This window comes from Silvania confinis (assembly GCF_025564085.1).
In the GTDB taxonomy this organism is placed as follows: Bacteria; Pseudomonadota; Gammaproteobacteria; order Enterobacterales; family Enterobacteriaceae; genus Enterobacter; species Enterobacter confinis.
In genome coordinates this window covers 61,080-84,185 of record NZ_JAMGZJ010000072.1, presented here as the reverse complement: position 1 = coordinate 84,185, position 23,106 = coordinate 61,080, and the positions used below count along the sequence as shown (strand labels likewise).

At 62.7% G+C, this 23,106-nt stretch carries 6 protein-coding genes; 3 read left to right on the top strand and 3 right to left on the bottom strand.

Annotated features, from left to right (window positions below):
* Positions 1–38 precede the first annotated feature (38 nt).
* Both M8013_RS08210 and M8013_RS08205 read right to left on the bottom strand, forming a co-directional pair.
* Complete coding sequence (locus M8013_RS08210) at positions 39–16,187, bottom strand: BapA/Bap/LapF family large adhesin (RefSeq protein ID WP_271267301.1); 16,149 nt, start codon at positions 16,185–16,187, stop codon at positions 39–41.
* A 714-nt stretch (positions 16,188–16,901) separates the two neighbouring features.
* Positions 16,902–19,748 carry an Ig-like domain-containing protein gene (locus M8013_RS08205; RefSeq protein ID WP_271267300.1) on the bottom strand — a complete coding sequence of 949 codons (2,847 nt, stop codon included), beginning with the start codon at positions 19,746–19,748 and terminating at the stop codon, positions 16,902–16,904.
* Positions 19,749–20,570: 822 nt separating this feature from the next.
* Here M8013_RS08205 and M8013_RS08200 point away from each other — a divergent pair.
* The 3 genes from M8013_RS08200 to M8013_RS08190 are packed head-to-tail and all read left to right on the top strand — an operon-like array spanning position 20,571 to position 22,439.
* Entirely contained in the window at positions 20,571–21,104 is a 534-nt protein-coding gene (locus tag M8013_RS08200) for a tetratricopeptide repeat protein (protein WP_271267299.1), read from the top strand.
* Positions 21,067–21,642, top strand: a complete 576-nt coding sequence (locus M8013_RS08195; protein ID WP_418939531.1) for a sigma-70 family RNA polymerase sigma factor — start codon at positions 21,067–21,069, stop codon at positions 21,640–21,642. Before M8013_RS08200 ends, M8013_RS08195 begins: the two co-directional genes overlap by 38 nt.
* A complete protein-coding gene (locus M8013_RS08190) occupies positions 21,639–22,439 on the top strand; it encodes an anti-sigma factor family protein (protein WP_271267298.1) in 801 nt (266 codons plus the stop codon). Before M8013_RS08195 ends, M8013_RS08190 begins: the two co-directional genes overlap by 4 nt.
* Here M8013_RS08190 and M8013_RS08185 read toward each other — a convergent pair.
* Entirely contained in the window at positions 22,434–22,994 is a 561-nt protein-coding gene (locus M8013_RS08185; RefSeq protein WP_271267297.1) for a YceI family protein, read from the bottom strand. The two genes, M8013_RS08190 and M8013_RS08185, sit on opposite strands and share 6 nt — an antisense overlap.
* Positions 22,995–23,106 lie beyond the last annotated feature (112 nt).

The window sequence follows — 23,106 nt, the reverse complement described above, 5'->3', positions numbered from 1 at the left end:
AAGCCCGGGCGACGTGCGCCCGGGTCTTATTATGGGCATTAGCTGGTAATGATATGATTCTGGTTGACCAGTTCGTCGTACGTGGTTTGAACGCCGTCCAATGTGACAAGTGTAGTATTAGTGTAAGTATTTGCTACACCGTCCCGGTCGATGGAGATCACGGTATTGCCACCGCTGTTGGTGACGTGCAGATAATTACCCAGCGTAGCGGCTTGCCCGTTCCAGCCCACCAGCAGATCGCTGATGTCAATTTTGTCTCCTTGTGCCAGTGAGAAGTTGGTCCAGTGGTCGTTGCTGCCGTTGCCGCCCGTCCCGTTGCCTGCGGTGTTGTTGAGTACCTCGTAAATCAGGGTGTCGCCATAGGCGCTACCGGTGAAGGTATCGCTGTGCTCGGAACTGGTGATTTTCGGCGCCATGTTGATGGTCAGCGTGGCGGTGTCGGTCTGGCCGTTATCCCCGGTCAGTTTGTAGGTGAAGGTCTCTTTGCTGGTCATCGAGGCCAGTGAAACACCGCTGTTCAGGGTGTAGGTGTAGGCTCCGTCGACCCCGATATTCAGCGTGCCGTAATGTCCCTGAATGGTCGCTGTGGCGTTGGCGGTGGTGTACGGATCCAGCGTGGTGACGGTGCCGGTGTAGCCGGTGATGCTCAGGCGGCTGTCGACCGAGTGCAGCTGGTCCGCGACCCCTTGCGAGTCAGTACCGTCATAGATGTTGCCCGCGACGGTGTGCCCGGCGGTGGTGAGCTCATTGTTGAGGTACAGGGTCGTACCGGTGACGTAAGGGGTGATGGTGATCGCGCCTAACCCCAGCGGCCCCATGGAGCCGGTAAAGCTCAGGGTGTAGGTCCCGGCATCGAGATCCAGCCCGGTCAAGTTAACGGAGCCCGCGGAGCCCAGCAGCAGGTTGCCAGGGAAGACGCCGGACCGGGTCACGCCGGGTCCCGTGATGGTCCAGTTCACGCTCAGGCCACCCAGTGCCAGCACTGAGGTGATATTGAAGTGGAGTACCACGTCGTGCAGCGCGGTGTTGGCCGCCACCACAAAGTCGCCGCTGGCTCTGGCCGAGGTGGTCGAGGCCAGCAGGGCGGCATTCCACGTCACCGTACCCACCGACGTATCGCTATAAGTCGCCACCTGCGGCGTCACATCCACGCTCATCGCCTGGCTCACGTCGTTGACCGCATCCAGCGCCTGCGGCGTTGGGGTGATGTTCAGCGAGGCGGTGTCTTTATCCCCGTTCGGCGCGGTCACGGTATAGATAAAGCTGTCCGGGGTGCTGACATGGTCGGCACCGACGCCCGCCCGCAGGGTGTAGGTATATTGCCCCTGGGCGTTAATCAGCAGCGTACCGTACAGCCCGTCGATGCGGGTGTTGCCCGTAGCCAGAACGTCCACGCCGTTAACCTGGGTGACGTGGGTACCGGCCGGGACGATGTCATCGGCCAGCACGTTACCGCCGGTAGCCGCCGTGACGCTGGAGACGGTGTAGACGTGGTCCTCCAGCACGTCCAGACGGTAGCTGGTCAGGGCGGTGATCCCCGATACCGTGTTCAGCAGGAACATGTAGTCGCCTGCCGCCAGGGTCAGGGTCAGCTTGCCTGAGGTGCCGCCCAGCAGCGGCGCACGCAGCCAGCCGGCCTCGGTGCGCATCCGCTCGTAGCTCTGGGTCGCCGGGTTGAACTTGTAGATATACAGGTCAAACACCGAGGCCAGCGCCACGCCGCCGACGGTGGACTGGAGGGTCATGGTGCGGGTGGTGCCTTCCGCCACGCTGTACTTGGTCGCCTCGCTACGATCGTCGAGCAGATTGAGGTTCAGCACGGTGCCCAGGTTGACGCCCACCACGGTAAAGCCACCCTGGCTCGAGGTGCCGTTATCGACGGCCTGCACGGAGGTGTTGAAGGTCAGCGCATTGGTGTCGTCAATCGCCGTCACGCTGTTGGTGACCGTATTCGCACCCAGCGAAATCACCAGCCGCGCGCTGTCCGAGGCGTTGCCGCCCGCAATGTTGTAGGTGAAGGTTTCGGTCCGGCCCAGCACCGAGGCGCTGGTGTTGGTCAGGGTGTAGGTGTAGCTCCCATCGGTGTGCAGGTTCAGGGTGCCGTACAGCCCGTTGATGGTGGTGCCCGCCGCGCCCTGCACCACGTTCACCGTCACGTTGTTGGCGTTGGTGATGCTGGTGACGAGGGTGCCGTTAGGCGCACTGTCGCTGCCGCTGGTCGGGTCGGTGTCGGTGATCACGTTGCCCTGTTTCACCAGCGCCCCGCTCAGCACGCCCGCGGTGGTCTGGGTCACGTCGACGTCGAGACTGGTGTACGACCCGGTCGCCAGCAGGTTGCTGTTGTAGCTCAGCACCCGGTACTGCCCGCCCGGCAAACCGGCCAGGTTTAGCGTCACGCCGCTGGCCCCCAGCGTCAGCAGGTTGGCAAACTGCGGCAGGCCGGTATCCACTTCGGTGGTCCAGGTGGTGCCGTTCCAGCGCTGCACAATCACCTCCAGGGTGTTGAGCAGCGACAGGACGATCCCCGTCGCGCTGGCGTTAATTTGCATGTCGGCGCTGCCACCGACCGGCACGCTGAAGGTCACCTGCGCCGAGTTTTCGCCCAGCAGCGACAGCACGTTACCCACGCCGCCCACCAGCTGGACGCCAAAGTCACTGTACTGGGCGGTGCTGGTGGTGGCGGTGGTGGTCAGTGCCAGCTCCACCACGTTGTCGCTGGCGGACAGCGGCAGGTTCGGGGCCAGCACCGTACCCGGCGCGGAGGTGTTACCCGCCGCATCGGTGGCCGACACCAGCACCCGCTCCCCTTCAGACTGCTTGTCGAGGAAGGTGTAGCTCCAGCCGCCCTGGGGGTTGGTGGTGGTGGTGACCACGCTGTTATCGCTTAACAGCAGGGTGATGGTGCTGTTGGCTTCGGCAGTGCCGCTCAGCACGCTGCCGTCGGCGTTAAAGGTGCCGACCGGCGTGCCCGGTGCCACGGTATCGACAATCACCGTGCTCAGCGGGACGGACGTACTGGTGCCCACCGCATTGCCCGCCGTGGCGGTAAAGGCGTGCGGGCCGTTCACCAGCGGCGTGGTTGGGGTATAGGTCCAGACCCCGGCGCTGTTGGTGGTAACGGTCGCCAGCAGGGTGGTGTTGTCATACAGGGTAATGGTGGAGAACGGCTGCGCGGTCCCGGTCAGGGTTGGCGTGGTGTCGTCCGTGCTCTGGCCGCTGGTCAGCAGGCCAATAATACTGCCAACGTTATCGCTGACGCTGGTGATCGCCGGTGGGGTTGGCACCAGCGAGTACGGCATCGGCAGATCCACCGTCAGGCCGACGTTACCGGCTTTATCGGTGGCATACGCGCGCAGCACCTCCGCATTCACCTGCGGGGTGGAAAGGGTGATGCTGAAGCGTCCGGTGCCGTCCGCCGCGCCGCTGCCCAGCACGGTGACGCCGTCGGTGCCCAGAATGGTCACCGTGCTGCCCGCTTCGGCAGTACCGTTGACCAGGCCGCCGCTGTTCAGCACCGTGAAGCCGCCCGGAGTGCCCGGGGCGATGGTGTCGACGGTAATGCTGGTAATCGGCGATGCCGGGCCGGTGTTGCCCGCCGCATCGGTGGCGGTGGCGGTGAAGTTATGTACCCCGTCAGTCAGGGCGACGGTGGTCTGCGGCAGGATCCACTGGCCGGTTGGGCCAGTGGTGACCTGGCCGACCAGCGTCGCGCCGTCGTAAATGCGCACCACCGCGTTGGCTTCGGCGGTACCGTTGAGGGTTGGACGGGTGTCGTTGGTGGGGTTGCCGTTAATGACCGGGCCAGTGATGGAGCCGACGTCATCGACGATTGAGGTGATCACCGGGGCCACTGGCGGGGTGGCATCGACGTTAATCGTAAAGCCGGTGGTCGCGCCGCTGGCGTTGCCGACCGCGTCGGTGGCTGTCACTGTCAGAGTATGTGGCCCGTTGCCCAGCGCGGTGGTCGGGGTAAAGGTCCAGCTGTTATTGGCTGCCACCAGCGCGGTGCCCAGCAGGGTCGCGCCGTCGTAAATGCTGACCGTCGCCCCCGCTTCCGCCGTGCCGGTAAGGGTCGGACGGGCATCGTTGGTTAACTGGCCGTTGGTGAGCTGCACCACGGTACCGACATCATCCGTGACCGCCAGTAACACCGGTACGGCTGGCGGCAGGGTATCTACCGTCAGGGAGAACGCCACGGACGGATCGCTGGCATTGCCCGCCGCATCCGTCGCCACCGCCGTGATGCTGTGCTGGGCATTGCTCAGCGGGGTGGTGAGGGTCAGCGACCAGGCACCGCTGTCGTTCGCCGTCGCGGTGCCCAGCAGGGTGGTGCCTTCAAACAGCTGCACCGTTGCGTTCGGTTCGCTGGTGCCGCTGAACGTTGGCAGGGCGTCGTTGGTGCTCTGGCCGGTGGTCAGTGGCCCGGTAATCGTCCCCACGTCATCAAAGGCGAGGGCGATGGTCGGGGCGACCGGTTTCAGGGTATCGATAATCAGGGTGAAGCCCGGTGAGGCCTCGCTGAGGTTGCCTGCCGCATCGCGGGTGCTGGCGGTAAAGGTGTGGCTGCCGTTCGCCAGCGCCGTGCCCGGCACAAAGGTCCAGTCGCCTGAGCCGTTGGCCTGCACGGTGCCTGCCACCGCGCCGTTGTCGTAAATCACCACTGTGGTACCGGCATCCGCCTTACCGGATAAGCCCGGCGTGGCGTCGTCGGTGACCTGGCCGGAGACGGTGATGGTGGTCTGGATTGAGCCGACGTTATCGGCGGCCGACACAATCGACGGCACGCCCGGGGCAACGGTGTCGACCGTCAGGGTAAAGGTGCCCCCTGTCGGACCGGTATTGCCTGCGGTATCGGTGGCGTTAAAGGTCAGGGTGCGCAGGCCGTCGGCCAGCGGATCGGTTGGGGTGAAGGTCCAGCTGCCGGCGGCATTCACCACCACGCTGCCAATTTCGGTGCCGTCGTTAAAGATGTGCACCGTGGCCCCCACTTCACCGCTGCCGGTGAGGGTTGGACGGGCGTCGTTGGTCACATCCCCGTTGGCGAGCGTTCCGGTAAGGGTTCCTACATCGTCGACCACGGTGAGGACGGTCGGCGTCAACGGTGGCACGGTATCGACAACAATCGGGAAGGCCGGGGAGGTGCCCGACAGGTTGCCCGCCGCGTCGGTGGCGCTGACGCGCAGATCGTGCGCCCCTTCGGACAGGTTAACGGTTGGGGTAAAGCTCCAGCTGCCCGTTGCGCCGACCACTACCGTGCCGATCTCGTTGCCATTATCCAGAATGTGGACGGTTGAGCCGATCGCCCCGGTGCCGGTCAGTTCCGGCCGGGCATCGTTGGTTACCTGCCCACTGACCAGCAGGCCAGTGCTGCCCGCAACGTCGTCGTTGATGCTGACAATCACCGGGGTCGCTGGCGGCGTCATGTCCACCACTACCACGTAGTTGCCCGACGGAGAACTGACGTTGCCCGCCGTGTCGGTGGCGATGGCGGTGAAGGTGTGCGTGCCTTCTGCCAGCACCACGGTTGGGGTGAAACTCCAGGCCCCGGTGTTGCTGGCGGTGACGGTGCCCAGCAGTTTTGTGCCTTCGTAGATCGCCACGCTGCTGTTGGCTTCGGCGGTGCCGGACAGGGTCGGGGTGTTGTCGTTGGTGCTGCCGCCGCTGGCGACGTTGCCGGTAACCGGGCCGACGTTATCGTCCGCGCCGACGATCACCGGTGCCAGAGAGACCGTATCCACCACCAGCGAGAACGACGACGAGCGCAGGCTCTCGTTCCCGGCCGGATCGGTGGCGCTGAGGGTCAGGGTGTAAGTGCCGTCGGTCAGCGGCAGGGTTGGGGTATAGCTCCAGGCCCCGGTGGTTCCCACCGGAACGCTGGCGAGCAGGGCATTGCCGGAGTAGATGTTGATAACATCCCCCGGCGTCGCCGTGCCGTTCAGCGTCGGCTGTGCGTCGTTAGTCGGCGTGCCGCTGGTCACCGAACCACTGACCGTGCCCACGTCGTCCACCACGCTGCCAAAGGTCGGAGCCGCTGGCGGGGTCAGGTCGATGGTGACCGTGGCCCCCGGCGACTGGCCGCTGGTCTGGCCGCCGACGGTGGCGGTGGCAGTAAAGCTGTGGCTCGCTTCACTCAGCGCGCCGCCCACCGGGAAGGTCCATGCTCCGGTGGTGGCATCGGCGGTGACGGTGCCCAGCGGCGTGGTGCTGCCGTCCAGGTACAGGGTCACCAGGCTGCCCGGGATCGCGGTTCCGCTGAGGGTTGGCGTGGCATCGTTGGAGCTGAGGCCTTTCACGTTGGTGGCCGCGTTGCCGACGTCATCAAAAATGGCGTCGATGGTCGGTACCGCAGGCAGAGGCGGGGTGGCCGGCACGTCGAAGGTGAACGGACCGCTGGCGTTACCCGCCACGTCGCTCGCCGTGACGCTGAGGGTTACCGCATCGCTTTGCGGCGGGGTCAGGGCGATGGAGAACTGCCCGCTGAGGTTGGTGACCCCGGTGCCCAGCACATCGCCGTTCGGGGCGCGCACCGTGATGGTGGAACCCGGCTCGGCGCTGCCGTTAAGCGGCGTACCGCCGCTGGTGATGTTGGTGACCTCTGGCGCATCCGGTGCCTGCGTATCGACAATCACGCTGACCGGGGCACTGTTGCTGGTGTTGCCCGCCGCATCGGCGGCCTGCGCGGTCACGGTGTGGGTGGTATTGGTCAGCACGGTGCCGTCAGGCAGGGTCAGCGACCATTGCCCCTGGCCGTTGGCCTGCACCACGCCCTGATCAAGGCCGTCGATAAAGACCCGCACGAAGCTGTTCGGATCGCTGGTGCCGCTGATAACCGGCGTGTCGTTGTTGGTGTAGAGGTTACCGTTCGCCAGGGTGCTGTCGGAGATGGCGAGGATCTGCGGGATAGCCGGTGGCACGGTGTCGACGATAAAGGCAAAGTCGCTGCCCGCCTCGCTGACGTTACCCGCCGCGTCCCTTGCCGCCACGGTCAGGTTGACCGGGCCGTCTTTCAGCGCGCGGGTGGTGATGGTCCATTCGCCGTTAACCACATCGCCACGTCCCACTTCGACGCCGTTGCTGTAGAGGATAACCGTGGTGCCGCTCTCACCGGTACCGCTGATCGCCGGGGTGGCTTCATTGGTGCTGCTGCCGGCGGCGATATTGCCGAGGCCCGGCAGCGTGTTGTCATCGGCGCTGACGATCACCGGAATGTCCGGCACGATGCTGTCGACGGTGACGGTCAGGCTGTCAGAGACCGGCGAGGTGTTGCCCGCCCGATCGGTGGCGGTGGTGGTGAAGATATGCCCGCCCTGATCCAGCGCCGTTTCCGGACGCCAGCTCCAGTTGCCGTTGATATCGACCACCACTTCCCCGACCTGCACGTTGCCATTCGCCAGCGTGTTGTCGAAGATGGCGATCACGTCATCCGGGGTGCCGGTGCCGCTCAGTACCGGACGGGTGTCGTTGGTGGCCCCGTTGTTGTCGATTGGGCCGGTGATATCGCTGACGTTATCGGTCAGCAGCGGCAGGTCCGGTGCGTCTGGTGCGTCGGTGTCAATGGTGATCACCACCGGCTGCGACGGGGCGCTCTCGTTGCCTGCGCCGTCCTGGTAGGTGACGGTTAAGCTGAGGGTGTAGGTACCCGGATCCAGCGCCGGGTCTGGCGTCCAGCTCCAGCCGCCACCCGACTGGATGGTGGTTTCGCCGATTTTATCCGCGCCGTTATAAATGCTGACGATATCCCCGGCGGTACCGTTGCCGGTCAGCGTCGGGCTGGTGTCGCGGGTGCTGCTGCCGGACGACAGGGTCTCGCCCGGATCGCCATCCGGGTTAACGCTGACCGCCGGTATCGCTGGGGTCAGCGGTGCCACGGTATCGACCACCAGGTTGAAGATGCCCGAGGTACCGATGTTGCCCGCGCTATCGGTGACCGTCGCGGTCAGGGCGTGCGTGCCGTTACCGAGCGGGGTCACCAGGGCTAAATTCCATGCACCCTGTGCGTCGGTGGTGGCGGTGCCCAGCAGGGTACTGCCGTCATAAATATTGATCTGCGCATTGACCGGGCCGGTGCCGTGCAGTACCGGACGGGTTTCGTCGGTCGCCACGCCGCTGGTGACATCCTCCTGGATGCTGCCGGTATTGTCCTCGGCGTAGGTGATGGTCGGCGCATCCGGCGGAACGGTGTTGATGGTGACGTTAAAGGCAGGCGATTCGGCCCCGACGTTCCCGGCGGTATCCGTGGCCACCACGGTGATGGCGTGCAGCCCATCGTCGATCGGATCGTCTGGCGTAAAGGTCCATGCCCCGCCGTTGCCGACCTGCGCGGTGCCCACTTCTTCACCGTCTACCCGAATGCTGATGGTCGCCCCCGGTTCCCCGGTGCCGTACAGGGTTGGACGGTTGTCGTTGGTCGCGCCGTTGTTGGTGACTTCGACCGCCGTGCCGGAGAGATCGTTGATCACCTGGTTGATGGCCGGGGCGTCCGGTGCGGTGCCGTCGACAATAATGGTCCAGCCGTTAGACGCGGCGCTGGTGTTGCTGTTGCCGTCCACGGACTGGGCGGTGAGCACGTGGCCACCATCCGGGAGCGGCGTGCTCAGCTGGATCTCCCAGGTGCCTTGCGCGCTGCTGGTGGTGGTGCCGACCAGCACGTCGCCGCTGTAGAGATTAATGGTGACGTTCGGATCGCCGGTGCCGCGGATCAGCGGCGTGGCATCGTTAGTGAGGGTTCCGCTGTCGATAATGCCAATCCCCGGGCTGACATTGTCCAGCACTTCGGTGATGACCGGCACGGCAGGCGGGGTGGTGTCCGGGGCGGTGAGGGTGCCTTCCAGCCCGGTATTGCCCGCTTTGTCGGTGGCGGTCACCGTCAGTGACTCCCCGTTACGCATCGGCGGATTGAGGGAGACGGAGAAGTCGCCGCTGTCGCGCACCACGGCGGTACCAATCACCGTGTTGCCGTTATAGACGGTGACGGTGCTGCCCACTTCGGCGCGGCCGGTGAGCGTGGTGCCGGTGTTGATCACCGTGAAGCTGTTCGGTGCATCCGGGGCGATGGTATCGACGGTAATCGCGGTCACCGGCGACGCCAGGCTGGTGTTGCCCGCTGGATCGGTGGCGGTGGCGGTAAAGTTATGCTGGCCATTATTCAGCGCGATGGTGGTCTGGGCGAGGGTCCATTCCCCGGTCTCGCTGGCCGTGACTTGCCCGACCAACGTGGTGCCGTCGTAAATGCGCACCACCGCGTTGGCCTCGGCGGTGCCGCTGAGGGTCGGACGGGTGTCGTTGGTTGGGTTGCCGGCCGTGACCGGGCCCTGCACCGAGCCGGTATCATCGACAATCAAGGTAATAACCGGTGCCGCAGGCGGCGTGGTGTCGACGTTAAACGTAAAGGCGTTGGTCGGGGTGCTGGCGTTCCCGGCGGCATCGGTGGCAATCACCGTCAGGCTGTGCGGGCCGTTGCCGAGCGGGGTGGTAGGGGTGAAGGTCCAGGCGTTGTTGTCCCCGATAAGCGCGGTGCCGAGCAGGGTGGTGCCGTCGTAAATGCTGACCGTCGCCCCCGCTTCCCCGGTGCCGTTAAGCGTCGGGGTCGGATCGTTGGTCTGTTGCCCGTCGGTCAGCGCGGTCACTGTTCCGACGTCGTCGGTGACGGCCAGCAGCACCGGCACCGCTGGCGGCAGGGTGTCCACTCTCAGGATGAACGGCGTCGATGCATCGCTGGTGTTGCCCGCCGCATCGGTCGCCACCGCGGTGAGGTTGTGTGTCGCATTGCCCAGCGGCACGGTGAGGGTCACCGACCAGTTGCCCAGGCTATCCGCCGTGCCGCTGCCCATCAGGGTCTGGCCTTCAAAAATCTGAATGGTGGCATTCGGCTCGCCGGTGCCGGTGAGCGTTGGCAGGGTGTCGTTGGTGGTCTGGCCGTTGGAGAGTGGCCCGGTGAGGGTGCCGACGTCATCGTAGGCCAGGGCGATCAGCGGGGCGGTCGGTTTCAGGGTATCGACAATCACCGTAAAGCCGGCAGAGGTTTCGCTGAGGTTGCCTGCGGCATCGCGGGTGCTGGCGGTAAAGGTGTGGCTGCCGTTGCTGAGCGCCGCACCAGGCGTATAGGTCCAGACACCGGATTCGTTGGCCAGCGCGGTACCGGCGAAAATGCCGTTTTCAAAAAGGGTGACCGTGGCGTTCGGATCGGTGGTGCCGGAGAGCGTTGGGGTCGTGTCGTCGGTGACCTGGCCGCTGGTAAGCGGGTTCTGGATCGGCCCGACGTTATCCGCCGCCGAGACAATCGACGGCGTGGCCGGGGCGAGGGTGTCGACCGTCAGGGTAAAGGCCCCGCCTGCCGGGGTGCTGTTGCCCGCGGTGTCGGTGGCGTTAAAGGTGATGGTGCGTGCGCCCTCGGCCAGCGGCGTGTCCGGTGTAAAGGTCCAGCTTCCGGCGGCGTTCACCACCGCGCTGCCAATCTCGCTGCCGTCGCTGAAGATGCGGATCGTCGCCCCCACTTCGCCGCTGCCGGTGAAGGTTGGGCGCGCGTCGTCGGTGACCGCGCCGCTGTTAAGCGTGCCGGTAATGGTGCCGACATCGTCAACCACGGTGAGGACCACCGGAGCCGGTGGCGGTGTGGTGTCAACGGTGACGGTGAACACCGGCGAGGTGCCCGATAGGTTGCCCGCCGGATCGCTGGCGCTGACCCGCAGGTCGTGGCGGCCTTCGCCGAGATCGGCGGTTGGGGTAAAGCTCCAGCTTCCCGTTTCGCTGACCACCACGGTGCCGATCTCACTGCCGTTATCCAGAATATGGATGGTTGAGCCCGCGACCCCGGTGCCGGTCAGTTCCGGGCGGGTGTCGTTGGTGGTTTGCCCGCTGGTCAGCAGGCCGGTGTTGCCCGGCACGTCATCGCGCACCGAGACCACCACCGGCACGGCTGGCGGGGTCATATCCACCACCAGCGTGTAGCTGCCCGACGGCGAACTGACGTTGCCCGCCGTGTCGGTGGCCACCACGGTGAAGACGTGTTGGCCCTCGGCCAGCACGCTGATTGGGGTGAAGCTCCAGAGCCCGGTTTCCCCGGCAGTGACGGTGCCCAGCAGTTTTGTGCCTTCGTAGATCGCCACGCTGCTGTTGGCTTCTGCGGTGCCGGACAGGGTTGGGGTGTTGTCGTTGGTGCTGCCGCCGCTGACGACAGTGCCGGTGACCGGATCGACGTTATCCAGCGCGCCGGTGATCACAGGCGTGGTGGAGACGGTGTCGACATTGAGCGTGAACGGTGAGGAGCGATCGCTTTCGTTGCCAGCCGGATCGGTGGCGCTGAGGGTCAACGCGTAGGCGCCATCGACCAGCGCCTGCGGCAGGGTGAAGTTCCAGGCCCCGGTATTGCTGACCTGCACGCTGCCGAGCAGGGTGTCGTTAGCGTAAATGCTGATGGTGTCGCCCGGCGTGGCGTTGCCGGAGAGCGTTGGCTGGGTGTCGTTGGTGCGTTGACCGTTGACAAGCGCGCCCACTACGGTGCCGACGTCGTCCACCACGCTGCCGAGAACCGGGGCGTCTGGCGCGGTCAGATCGATGTTGACCGTCGCCCCCGGCGACTGGCCGCTGGTCGCAAGCCCATCGTTGATGGTGGCGGTGGCGCTAAAGCTGTGGCTGCCTTCGCTCAGGGGGACGGTGACCGGGATCGACCATGCGCCGGTGACCGGATCTGACAACACGCTACCAATCGGAGTCGTGCCGCCGTCAAGATACAGGGTGACAAGGCTATCAGGAATTGCCGTGCCGCTGACCACCGGGGTGGAATCGTTGGAGCTAAGGCCTTTAACGTTAATCGCGTCGGTGCCGTTGTCATCGGTGATCGCGAGGATCACCGGAACGTCTGGCAGGGCAGGCGTGGCAGGCACATCAAAGGTGATCGGATCGCTGGTGTTACCGGCCACGTCGCTGGCGGTGATGCTCAGGGTCACCGCATCGCTCTGCGGCGGGGTCAGGGCGACGGCGAACTCGCCCTGAGTATTAGCGATCCCGGTGCCCAGCACGACGCCGTTCGGGTCGCGCACGGTGACGGTGGAACCTGGCTCGGCGCTGCCGTTAAGCGGCGTGCCGCCGCTGGTGATGTTGGTGACGTCCGGTTCATTCGGGGCGACGGTATCGACGGTGACAGCGACCGGCGTGCTGCCGCTGGTGTTGCCCGCCGCATCGCTGGCCACAGCCGTAATGCTGTGCGGGGTGTTGCTCAGGGCGGCGTCGTCAAGCGTCAGTTCCCACTGGCCCTGATCGTTGGCCTGCACCTGACCGCGGTAGTTGCCGTCAACATACACCGACACGGTGCTGCCCGGATCGCTGGTGCCGCTGAGAGTCGGCAGGCCGCTGTTGGTGTACAGGGTGCCGTTCGCCAGGGTGCTGTCGGAAATGGCAAGGATCTGCGGGATCGCCGGCGGTACGGTATCGATGACAAAGGCAAAGTCGCTGCCCGCCTCGCTGACGTTCCCGGCCGCGTCCACCGCCGCCACGGTCAGGTTAACCGGGCCGTCTTTCAGCGCGCTGGTGTCGATGGTCCATTCGCCGTTCACCACCAGCCCACGACCCACTTCAACGCCGTTGCTGTAGAGGATCACCGTGGTGCCGCTTTCGCCGCTGCCGGTGACGGTCGGGGTGGTGTTGTTGGTGCTGCTGCCCGGGTCGATGGTGCCGGTGACCGGGCCGACGTTATCGTCCACGCTGGTGATGGTCGGGATCTCCGGCACCTGGCTGTCGACGGTGACGGTAATGCTGTCGGAGGTTTGGGAAATGTTCCCCGCTTTGTCGGTGGCTGTCACCGTAAAGCTGTGCGAACCCTCATCCAGCGCCGTTTCCGGACGCCAGCTCCAGTTGCCGTTCACGTCGACAATCACTTGACCGACTTTCTCATTGCCCCCGGCTGGCGTCTGGTCGTAGATGCTGATCACGTCATCCGGCGTGCCGGTGCCGCTCAGCACCGGGCGGGTGTCGTTGGTGGCGCCGTTATTGCCGATGGGGCCGGTAATGTCGCTGACGTTATCCACCACTAATGGAATATCAGGTTGATCCGGGGCCACGGTATCGATGGTGATGGTCACCGGCTGGGACGGGGCGCTCTCGTTGCCCGCGCCGTCTTTGTCGCTGACGGTTAAGCTCAGCTCATAGGTGCCGCTGCCGAGCGCCGGATCCGGCGTCCAGCTCCATTTGCCATCCGGCTGAACGGTGGTTTCACCGAGCTTGTCGCCTCCGTTGTAAATGGTCACCACATCCCCGACGGTGCCGGTGCCGCTCAAGGTCGGGGTGGTGTCCCGGGTGCTGTCCCCGGATTTCAGCACCACATCCGGCTCGCCGTCCGGGTTGACGGTGACGGTCGGCAGGCCCGGAATGCCTGGGGTGGTGGTGTCCACCACCAGGTTGAAGGTGCCCGAGGTGGCGATGTTGCCCGCCGCATCGCTGACCGTCGCGGTCAGGGCGTGGGTGCCGTTAACCAGCGGGGTACTGAGGGCCAGGTTCCACGCCCCGTTAGCGTCGGTGGTCGCGGTGCCGAGCAGGGTGGTGCCGTTGTAAATGCTGATCAGCGTATTCGCCGGGCCGGTGCCGTGCAGCACCGGGCGGGTTTCGTCGGTCGGTACGTTGCTGGTGACATCCCCCTGAATGCTGCCGGTATTGTCCTCGGCGAAGGTGATGCTGGGGGCGGTGGGCACCACGGTGTTAATGGTGATGTTAAAGGCCGCAGAAGGCTCCCCGATGTTACCGGCGGCGTCCGTTGCCACGGCGGTGATGGCGTGCGTGCCGTCGGCAATGTCCTGGGTTGGGGTAAAGCGCCATTCACCGCCCGGCCCTACCAGCGCGGAGCCAATCTCGGTGCCATCGACGCGAATGCTGATCGTGGCTCCCACTTCTCCCGAGCCGAACAGGGTCGGGCGGTTGTCGTTGGTGACGCCGTTGTTATCGATGGCGACCGGGATTTGTGGTCGATCGTTGATTACCTGGTTAATCGCCGGGGCGTCCGGGGCGGAGGCATCGATGATAATGGTCCAGCTGTTGGACGGCGTGCTGTGGTTGTTGTAGCGGTCAACCGCTTCGGCGGTCAGGACATAGCCGCCGTTGTCGATCAGCAGCAGTTCGGTTTGCCAGTTGCCGTCCTGATCCACCTCGGCAAAGCCCACCTGATCCGTGCCGTTGTAGAGGTAAATGGTGGAGCCCGGTTCACCGGTGCCGTGGACAACCGGTTTGGTGTCGTTGGTGATCTGTCCGTTATTGATATTGCCGGTGATGCCTTCCACGTCGTCCACGATGTGGGTGATTACCGGTACCGCAGGCGGGGTGGTGTCCGGGGCGGTCACAGTGCCTGGCAGGCTGGTGTTCTGCGCCGCGTCGGTGGCGGTGACCGAGAGCACTTCACCGTTCAGCTTCGGCGTGTTGAGTGTTACTGAGAAATCGCCGTTGTCGGTGGCGGTCCCTTGCCCGACGATGCTGTCGCCCACCCGCACGGTGACGGTGCTGCCCGGCTCGGCTTTACCGGTGACGAGGGTGCCATTTTCGTTGATCTCAAGATCGGTCGGAGCCAGTGGTGCAGTGGTGTCTGGCGGGGTGGCATCCGGGGCGACGATAGTGGTTGGCGTACTTGGGTTGCCCGCGGTATCGGTGGCGACCGCGCTCAGGGTCTGGCCGTCGTTCTGGATTTGGTTGAGTACGATCGTAAAGTTGCCGTCGGTATTCGCCACGCCGTTACCGACTACCACGCCGTCGTTGTTGGTGATCACGATGGTGCTGCCCGGCTCGGCGCGGCCGCTGATTTCGGTGCCTGCTTCGTTGATTTCCAGGGTCGGCTGATTTGGCGGGGTGCGATCGACCACAAACTCAAACGCTGCCGACGGGGCGCTGGTGTTGCCCGCCAGATCGGTCTCGGTCAGGGTGATGGCGTGCGGGCCTTCCGCCAGCGGATTGCTCGGGGTAAAGCGCCAGTTGCCGTCGGCATCGACGGTGGTTTGCCCGACCACCTGGCCGTTGTCATACAGGGTGATGGTGCCGCCCGCTTCGCCTCTGCCGCTCAGTTCCGGCTGGTTGGCGTCGGTGCTGGCACCTGCCGCAACCGGACCGAGTACCGCTCCGGTGGTGTCATTGACGGTCACGCCCGACGGGGCATTTGGGGCGATCGTATCGACCGTCAGGGTGAAGCTGGCGGATTCCGGGCCGACGTTGCCCGCGCTGTCGGTGGCGCGAGTGGTGATGGCGTGGACGCCTTCACCGAGGGCATTGGCCGGGGTGAAGGCCCAACTGCCGTTGCTGTTCACCAGGGTGGTGCCGATGGCGACGCCGTTATCGTAGACGGTGATGGTCGCACCGGGCTCGCCGCTGCCGGTAAAGCTCGGACGGTTATCGTCGGTGGTCTGGCCGCGGGTGAGTGACCCGGTGATGCTGCCCACGTCATCGCTGACGGCGGTAATCAGTGGCGCATCTGGCGCGGTGGTATCCCCCGCCGTGACGCTGGTGCCTGGCCCGACGTTGCCCGCGCTGTCGGTCGGCGTTGCGGTCAGGGTTTCGCCGTTTTTGTACGGGGTATTCAGATCGACGGTGAATTCGCCGTTGCCGTTAGTGGTACCTCTGCCGACGACGTTACCGTTGGCATCGGTGATGGTGATTTGGCTGTTGGCTTCGGCGGTACCGGAAAGCTGCTTGCCGTCAGCCGAGAAGCGAAGATTGCCGGGGGCATCCGGTGCCGTGTTATCGGGCGGGACGGGATTCGGATTGCCGACGTTATCGCCATCGCTGCCGCCACCTCCGCCACCACCGCCTGCGGCCAGCGCAATGCCGCCTGCTACGGCCAGCCCACCCACCACCCACGGCCAGGCGGCGAACTCGCCGGAGCCCGTTGAGGCGGTGCCTGCCAGCAGCATGTCCAGGGAGGCGATAGACTGGTAATGCTCGACCGCCAGCGGATCGGCAATCCACCACAGCGCGCCGTTGCTCTCTTCCAGCACCAGTTGGCTGATGCCGTTAGCGCCGTTAGCGTAGAAGTTTTTCAGGGTAAGGGTTTCACCGGAATTGAGCTTGACGATCAGGTCATTGTTCACGCGCTCATAGCCGGCAATATCGGCCCGTCCTGCATGGATTTTAACCACAGAGGCGTCATTCAGCGTGACCAGCGACCCGTCTGTTACCGTTTCCTTGTGCGTCAGTTTAGAGATGACTGTGATTTTGCTCATCGGTATGACTCCCATCAAGTGCAACGAAATGGCGCATCGTGCGGGCCATTTGTGTGTGCAGATTAAGCGCGTCCCGCGGAATACTGTTGGCAAGTGACAGTGACCGGGGCAATAAATTTAGGGCGAACGATGCCTGCCCGCGCGAAATGTGGCGGCATTGTTTTAAAAGCTTTTTTTTTGCTTGGAAAAGCGTGCGGCGTTAATTGGTTTTTGGCAGTGAAACCCCTGATCTCATTAATAGTATTAATTTATTATTGACTAATTCTGATATAGCCAGAAAGTCGCAAAAGCGCAAATTAAGCGTCGGTAAATAAAAGGTAAGTTGAACTGAAAATAACGTTTCGCTGGCCGGGTAAAATAAGCGGGAATCAGGGTTTTTGGTGGTTAGTCCCTGACGTGGCGGGCGTTGTGGCGATCGCTGGCCACAGGCGATTGTGCGCGGGAGTAAGCTGAATATTGCGTGAAATCACATTTCTGGAATGTTAGCGTGGCTGTTTAATTAATTAAGCGGGGGTGAAGAAGATATTTAATATGATATATTTGGCTGGTTTATTTATTAATAAAATGCAAGGGTTGAATTCGTGGTGGAATAAGCTAAAGGTGCAAAACATTAAATAAATGCAACTGTAATGGTTTGCGATGTTTATTATTCAGAAATGCTAGCGATAATAAGCAGATAAAGCCCGGGTTAAATTACCCGGGCTGGTTTTCGCGTTAACCGGCGACGATATGATTCTGTGCGACCAGCTCCTCATAGGTGGTCTGCACATCATCCAGCGTCACCAGCGGCGTGGGTGCATAGCGGGTTTCGGCGCCATCCCGGTCGATGGAGATCAGGGTGTTGCCGTCACTGCCGGAGATCTGGATATAGTCCCCCAGCGTAGCGCGATCCCCGTCCCAGCCGACCAGCAGCTCGCTGATATCGATTTTATCCCCGTCTGCCAGCGAGAAGTCGCTCAGATGATCGCTGCCGCTGTTGCCCGCCGTGGCGTTACCCACCGTATTATCCAGCACGTGGTAAATCACGGTTTCGCCAGTGTCGCTGTGGCTGAGGCTCTCCACCGCCAGCGGTGCAACGCTTGCCAGCGTCGCCAACTGCGGCGTTTCAACCGGGGTTTCCACCGGGGTGCCAGGGACGCCAGGGGAGGCGGGATCGACGTTAATCGTCCAGATATCCGACAGCTCACTGTGGTTGCTGCGTCTGTCGACGGCATCGGCCGTCAGGTCATGGATGCCGTTAGTCATATGGGCATTCACCTGGAATGACCAGTTACCGTCCACGCCCACCTCGGTGAAACCGATCTGATCCGTGCCGCTGTAGATAAAGATTTTGGTGCCCGCTTCACCGGTGCCGACGATCAGCGGCGCGCGGTCGTTGGTGATGTCGCCGCTGTGAATGGTGCCCAGCCCCTCCAGCACGTCATCGATCACGTCGGTAATGATTGGTTTGGCCGGTGGCGTGGTATCTGGGGCGAGCAACATGCTTTCCGGGCTGATGTTGCCCGCCTTGTCGGTGGCGGTGAACAGCATCTCTTCGCCGTTCTTTTTCGGCAGCGGGAACACTACCGAGAAGCTGCCGCCGTCGCCTACGGTGACGCGGCCCACCTCGACGGTGCCCTCACGAATGATGACGGTGCTGCCGGCTTCGGCGGTGCCGCTGACCGTCAGGCCATCACTGGAGAGCGCAAGGTTGTCCGGGCGCAGCGGCGCGGTGGTGTCAAAGGCACCTGCCTTGCCGGGCAGACTTTTGTTCTCTGAGTGATCCCAGGCGTACACCTCCAGCGCTTCGCCATTAACCTGACGTTGGGCGAGGTAGATGGAGAACTTGCCATCGTCGCCGACGGTGCCGGTGCCCAGCACTTCGTTGGCGGACGACATCACGGCAATTCTGGCCCCGATTTCGGCAGTCCCGGTGAGGGTGCCGCCGTTCTGCGCAACCACCAGATCCGTCGGTGCATCCGGCGGCGTGAGGTCAGGGGCGACGACGATACCCGGGGCGCTCTGGTTGCCTGCCGCATCTTCGGCGACCACGTTCAGGGTCTGACCGTCGATTTGCGCGGCGCTCAGGGTGAGGGTGTACGCGCCGTTGGCATCGGCTTTAACGGTGCCCAGATCTTCGCCCAGGCTGTTGCTGACGCTGACGGTGGCGTTAGCTTCAGCGGTACCGCTTACCTGGGTGCCGTCTGGGGTGAGGATGACGGTCGGTGCCGCAGGGGCGGTGAGATCGACCGTAAACGTAAACGGCGCAGACAGCGCGCTGGTGTTCCCGGCCAGATCGGTTTCGGTCAGGGTCAGGGAATGAGCGCCCTCCGCCAGCGGCTCGGTTGGGGTATAGCTCCAGGTGCCGTTGGCGGCCACCGCGACTTCGGTCAGCAGTTCGCCGTTATCGTAAATGGCGATGGTGCTGCCCACTTCCCCGGTGCCGGTCAGCTCGGGCTGGTCGGCATCAATAAATTGTCCGGCGATGATAATGCCCTGTGACGTGCCCTCGTTGTCAATCACCTGCACGGCAGGCGGGTTGGGCGCGAGGGTATCGATGGTTATCGAGAACACCGGCGACTCGGGGCCGACGTTCCCGGCCGGGTCGGTGGCGGTGGCGGTCAGCTGGTGGAAGCCATCGCTCAGATTGGCGGTGGGGGTAAAAGTCCAGCTGCCTTCCGAGCTGACCATGACGGTGCCGATGGCGACGCCATTGTCATAAATGGTGATTTTCGCCCCCGGTTCGCCGCTGCCGGTGAAGGTCGGACGCGGATCGTCGGTGGTCTGATTGTCGGCCAGCGAGCCGGTAATGCTGCCCACATCATCATCGGCGATGATAATCAGGGGCGCATCCGGCGCGGTGGTGTCGGCGGCGGTAATGGTGGTTTCGGGGCTGACGTTGCCCGAGCCGTCCGTTGCCGTTGCGGTCAGGGTCTCGCCGTTGTTGTACGGCGTGCCCAGCTCGACGGTGAATTCGCCGTTGCCGTTGGTGATGGTTTTGCCAATGACGTTGCCGTTGGCATCGGTGATGGTAATGCCGCTGTTAGGTTCGGCATTACCCAGCAGCTGGGTGGAATCTGCCGAGAAGCGCAGGTTGGTCGGGGCATCGGGTGGGGTGGTATCCTGCGGCGCCGGGCCGGGATCCACGCGATCGTCACCGCCGCCGCCACCACCGCCGCCACCCGCGGCCAGCGCAATACCGCCCGCAGCAGCCAGTCCGCCTAATACCCACGGCCAGATGGCGGTTCCGTCGTTCGACGAACTGGTGACGGATCCCGACAGCAGTACATCGGTTGACGCGACCTGCTGGTAACGCTCCACGCCTAGCGGCTCTTCAATCCACCACAGGGAGCCGTTTTCATCCAGCACCAGCTCGTGGCTGTTCACGAAGTAGTTTTTCAGGGTGAGGGTCTGGCCGTCGGACATTTTGACCAGCAGATCGTTTCCGCTGCGAGAATACCCGTAAATCTCGCCGCGTCCTGCCTGGATTTTAACAACGGAGGCGTCGCCCAGTATCACCTGAGTGCCTTCCGTTACCGTTTCCTTGCGCGTCACACTGGAGATGACAGTAATTTTACTCATTCGTATTACTCCCAACAGAGTTAATTGAAATGCTGTGTGATTTACGTCAAATGTTCTCAGCAGATGATGAGCGCCCTTAAGGAAACACTATGTGTGAATAATAGTGACCTGCTGTAATAATTTTTGGGCGACCAATGCCCGCCCGCTTGCGCAGACGTAGCAAAGATCCTGGGCTCAGGATGATTCAGTGAGTACGGTTATCGGGATTATTTGTAAGGGCTGTAATCCCTGTTATTAATATTGCTATCATTTCATTAGGGCCTGAAATTGATATAGCCAGAAAGCACTAAAAGCGCAAATGAAGTGTCAGTAATCTTTACACAAGCGTTTGACGGATATATTTAGCACCTTAGACGCCGTGAATCCGTAGAAGTGAAGTTGGCGGCAGGCCTTGTACTGTAAGGGTTGGCGTGGAGTTTCAGGTGTTATGCCGGGCAGCAGGATATTGATAAACATCACAGATCTTGTCGGTTATTGCCGTTTTTTTATTTATTGGCATGCGTTTAATTACTGCCGTTCGGGTATTTATTGTTACAGAGGTTGTAATGTCTGAGGGAATGCTTATTAGTCGCGTTGTAAATATATGGCATAATACAAAAGTATGATTTTATCCTTTGTTTATTTATTGTCAGGGAGGTTGCAGCAAAATAAGAATAAGACAAAGGTATGAGTTTTAACTGCGGTGGCTTATATCTGGCTGGCAGTATAGCCTGGCTTTTACGGTTTCGCTTCGGGGGCAATGAGAATAAATTTAACGAATAAAGTAAAAGCATCGCGCGTTTACGGATTGATTTTCCCTGCTGCTAACCTGGAGTCACGATCATGCGTAAATGCTCAACCGTCCGTCTGGCGATCCCGCTGCTGTTCTGCTTTTTACAGGCCCCTTATGCGCTGGCGATGGGCGATAATAATACCGACAAGACCACGCCGGACTGCCCACGCGGGCAGGTGTATGACAGTGCGACCAAAAAATGCGTGCCGGATAAGTCCGGTAGCCTGAGCGACACCGATAAAACCCATTACGCTTATCACCTGGCGAAAAAAGGCGAGTATCAGGCGGCGCTGAACCTGCTGGATAGCCTGAAAAACAGCAATACCGCCGAGGCGTGGAACTATCGCGGCTTCGCCACCCGCAAGCTCGGGCGCACCGACGAGGGCATTGGCTATTATCAGCGTGCGCTGGCGCTTAAACCCAATTATGCCCAGGCCCGGGAATATCTCGGCGAAGCCTGGATGGTAAAAGGCCGTCCCGATCTGGCCGGGGAACAGCTAAAAGCCATCGCCAGCATCTGCGGCCACGGCTGTGAAGAGTATCAGGATTTGCAGGCGGCGATTAACGGCCACCCTGAATCCTGAATCTGTCTATGAGGAGCTGAAAATCGCCACCCGCGAGGTTCACCAGCAGCTTGCTGCGCATCTGACCCGTCTCTGGCGCTATGGGCTGGTTCTGTCGCGCAATCGTGAGATGGCCGAAGAGCTGGTGCAGGCGACCTGCGTTCGCGCGCTGGAAAAGAGCGCCCAGTATGCGCCAGGTACGCGCATCGACCGCTGGCTGTTTGCGATCCTGCACTCGATCTGGATCTCCGATCTGCGCGCGCGTCGCGTGCGGATGGGGCAGGGCTTTGTCGACGGCGAGGATCTGCAGGCACCGGACACCGTTGAGCAGGATGACGATCGACGCCGCTATCAGCAGATCATGCGTCGGGTGAACGCCCTGCCGGAGGCCCAGCGCAATACGCTCTTTCTGGTGTATGTCGAAGGTTTTACCTATCAGGAGGCGGCCGATACCCTGTCGGTGCCGATCGGCACGGTAATGAGTCGGCTGGCGAGTGCGCGGGCGACGCTGGCGAAAACAGTGGATGCCCCGCCATCCACCAAGGAGAGACGGGGATGAACACGTTCCGCTTTACCCCCCCTTATGACGATGAGGCCATTGTTGCCTGGCTCGACGGGCAGATGGCGGAGGCCGACGCGCAGCAGTTTGCGCGCCTGCTGCGCAGCGACGATATCCTCGCCGGGCGCACCGCCGAGCTGATGAAAAGCAATCAGGATTATCAGCAAGCCTTTGCATCGCTGCTGATGGAGGCCCCCCACGCGCAGATGTTGTCCCGACTGGAAACTCATCTTGCCGACCCTGCGCTGGCGCGGGCGGGCGTCAGCCGCCGGGCGCTGATTGCCGCCTCGGTGGCGTTTCTGCTCACCGGCGTCGGGATAGGCTATCTGGCGCGCCCGGGGGGTGATGACCACGATGAGGCACAGCACGAGGACGCCAGCATTCGTGACCTTGAGGCCCACTACATGTCGCTCTACAGCGGCGAAACGCTGCTCGACGCCGACAGCTCACCGCCGGTGCTGCGCCGTGGTCTGGCCCGTCTTGCCGGGGATATGGGGTTGCAGCTGCAGGAAAGCCAGCTGCGGTTAGCGGGGAGCGAGCTGAAGATGGTGCGCATTCTGCGCTATGAAAGCATTCCGATTGCCCAGATTGCCTGGAACCATGCCGACTACGGCCCGATGGCGCTGTGTGTGTCGGCGCATAAGCAGGGGAGTGGCGCCGCCATCAGCACTGAGCAGCGCTACGGGATGAATATCGTCTGGTGGCGTAACCCGCAGTATCAGTTCGCATTGATTGCCCGCACCCCGGTGGCACAATTACAGGCAACGGCCCGCCAATTACAGGCCGCGCTGTCATAGTGCGGCGGTGGTTTTGGCTTTAATGGCGATGGAGATCGCAATCCGATCGTCCACCACCAGCGCAAAGCGATCCATTTTGTAGGCCGCGCGTGAGATGGCGGTGGTGGCGTGCAGTGCGATCGCCCCCGCCGACTGGCGATCGAGTGAGGCCTCGAGGATCACCGGGCGAGTGAGATCCCTGACCGCCAGGGTGCCAAAGGCGCGATAGCGATCCTCACCGAGCTTGACCACCCGGGTGCTGGTAAAGGTGATGTGCGGGTAGCGCTGCGCATCAAAAAACAGATTACTTTTAAGCTGCCAGGTGAGCAGGTTGTTGGAGGCTTTGAGGGTGGCGACCGGGATTTGCACGTTGATGCGATCGGCAAATTCATTGTCGGGATCGAGCGTTACCGCCCCCGTCACGCCGCTCAGGTTCGCCCACGACAGAATGCCACCAAATGCATGCCACGACAGCCTGATGGTTGTCTTATCGGTATCGATATTCCAGGTGGTCGGCAGCGCATGGACCAGCGGGCAAAACAGCGTTGCGACCAGCAGGAGAAGAGGGCGCAGCATAGGGTGACTCTCCATTACACAGGTAAAATGTTAACGCATGAGGCTGCTGGTTTATTCGATGTGGGTTGTGCGCTTTTTGATGTGAAGTAAGCGTAGAAAAGTGGCCGGCTCT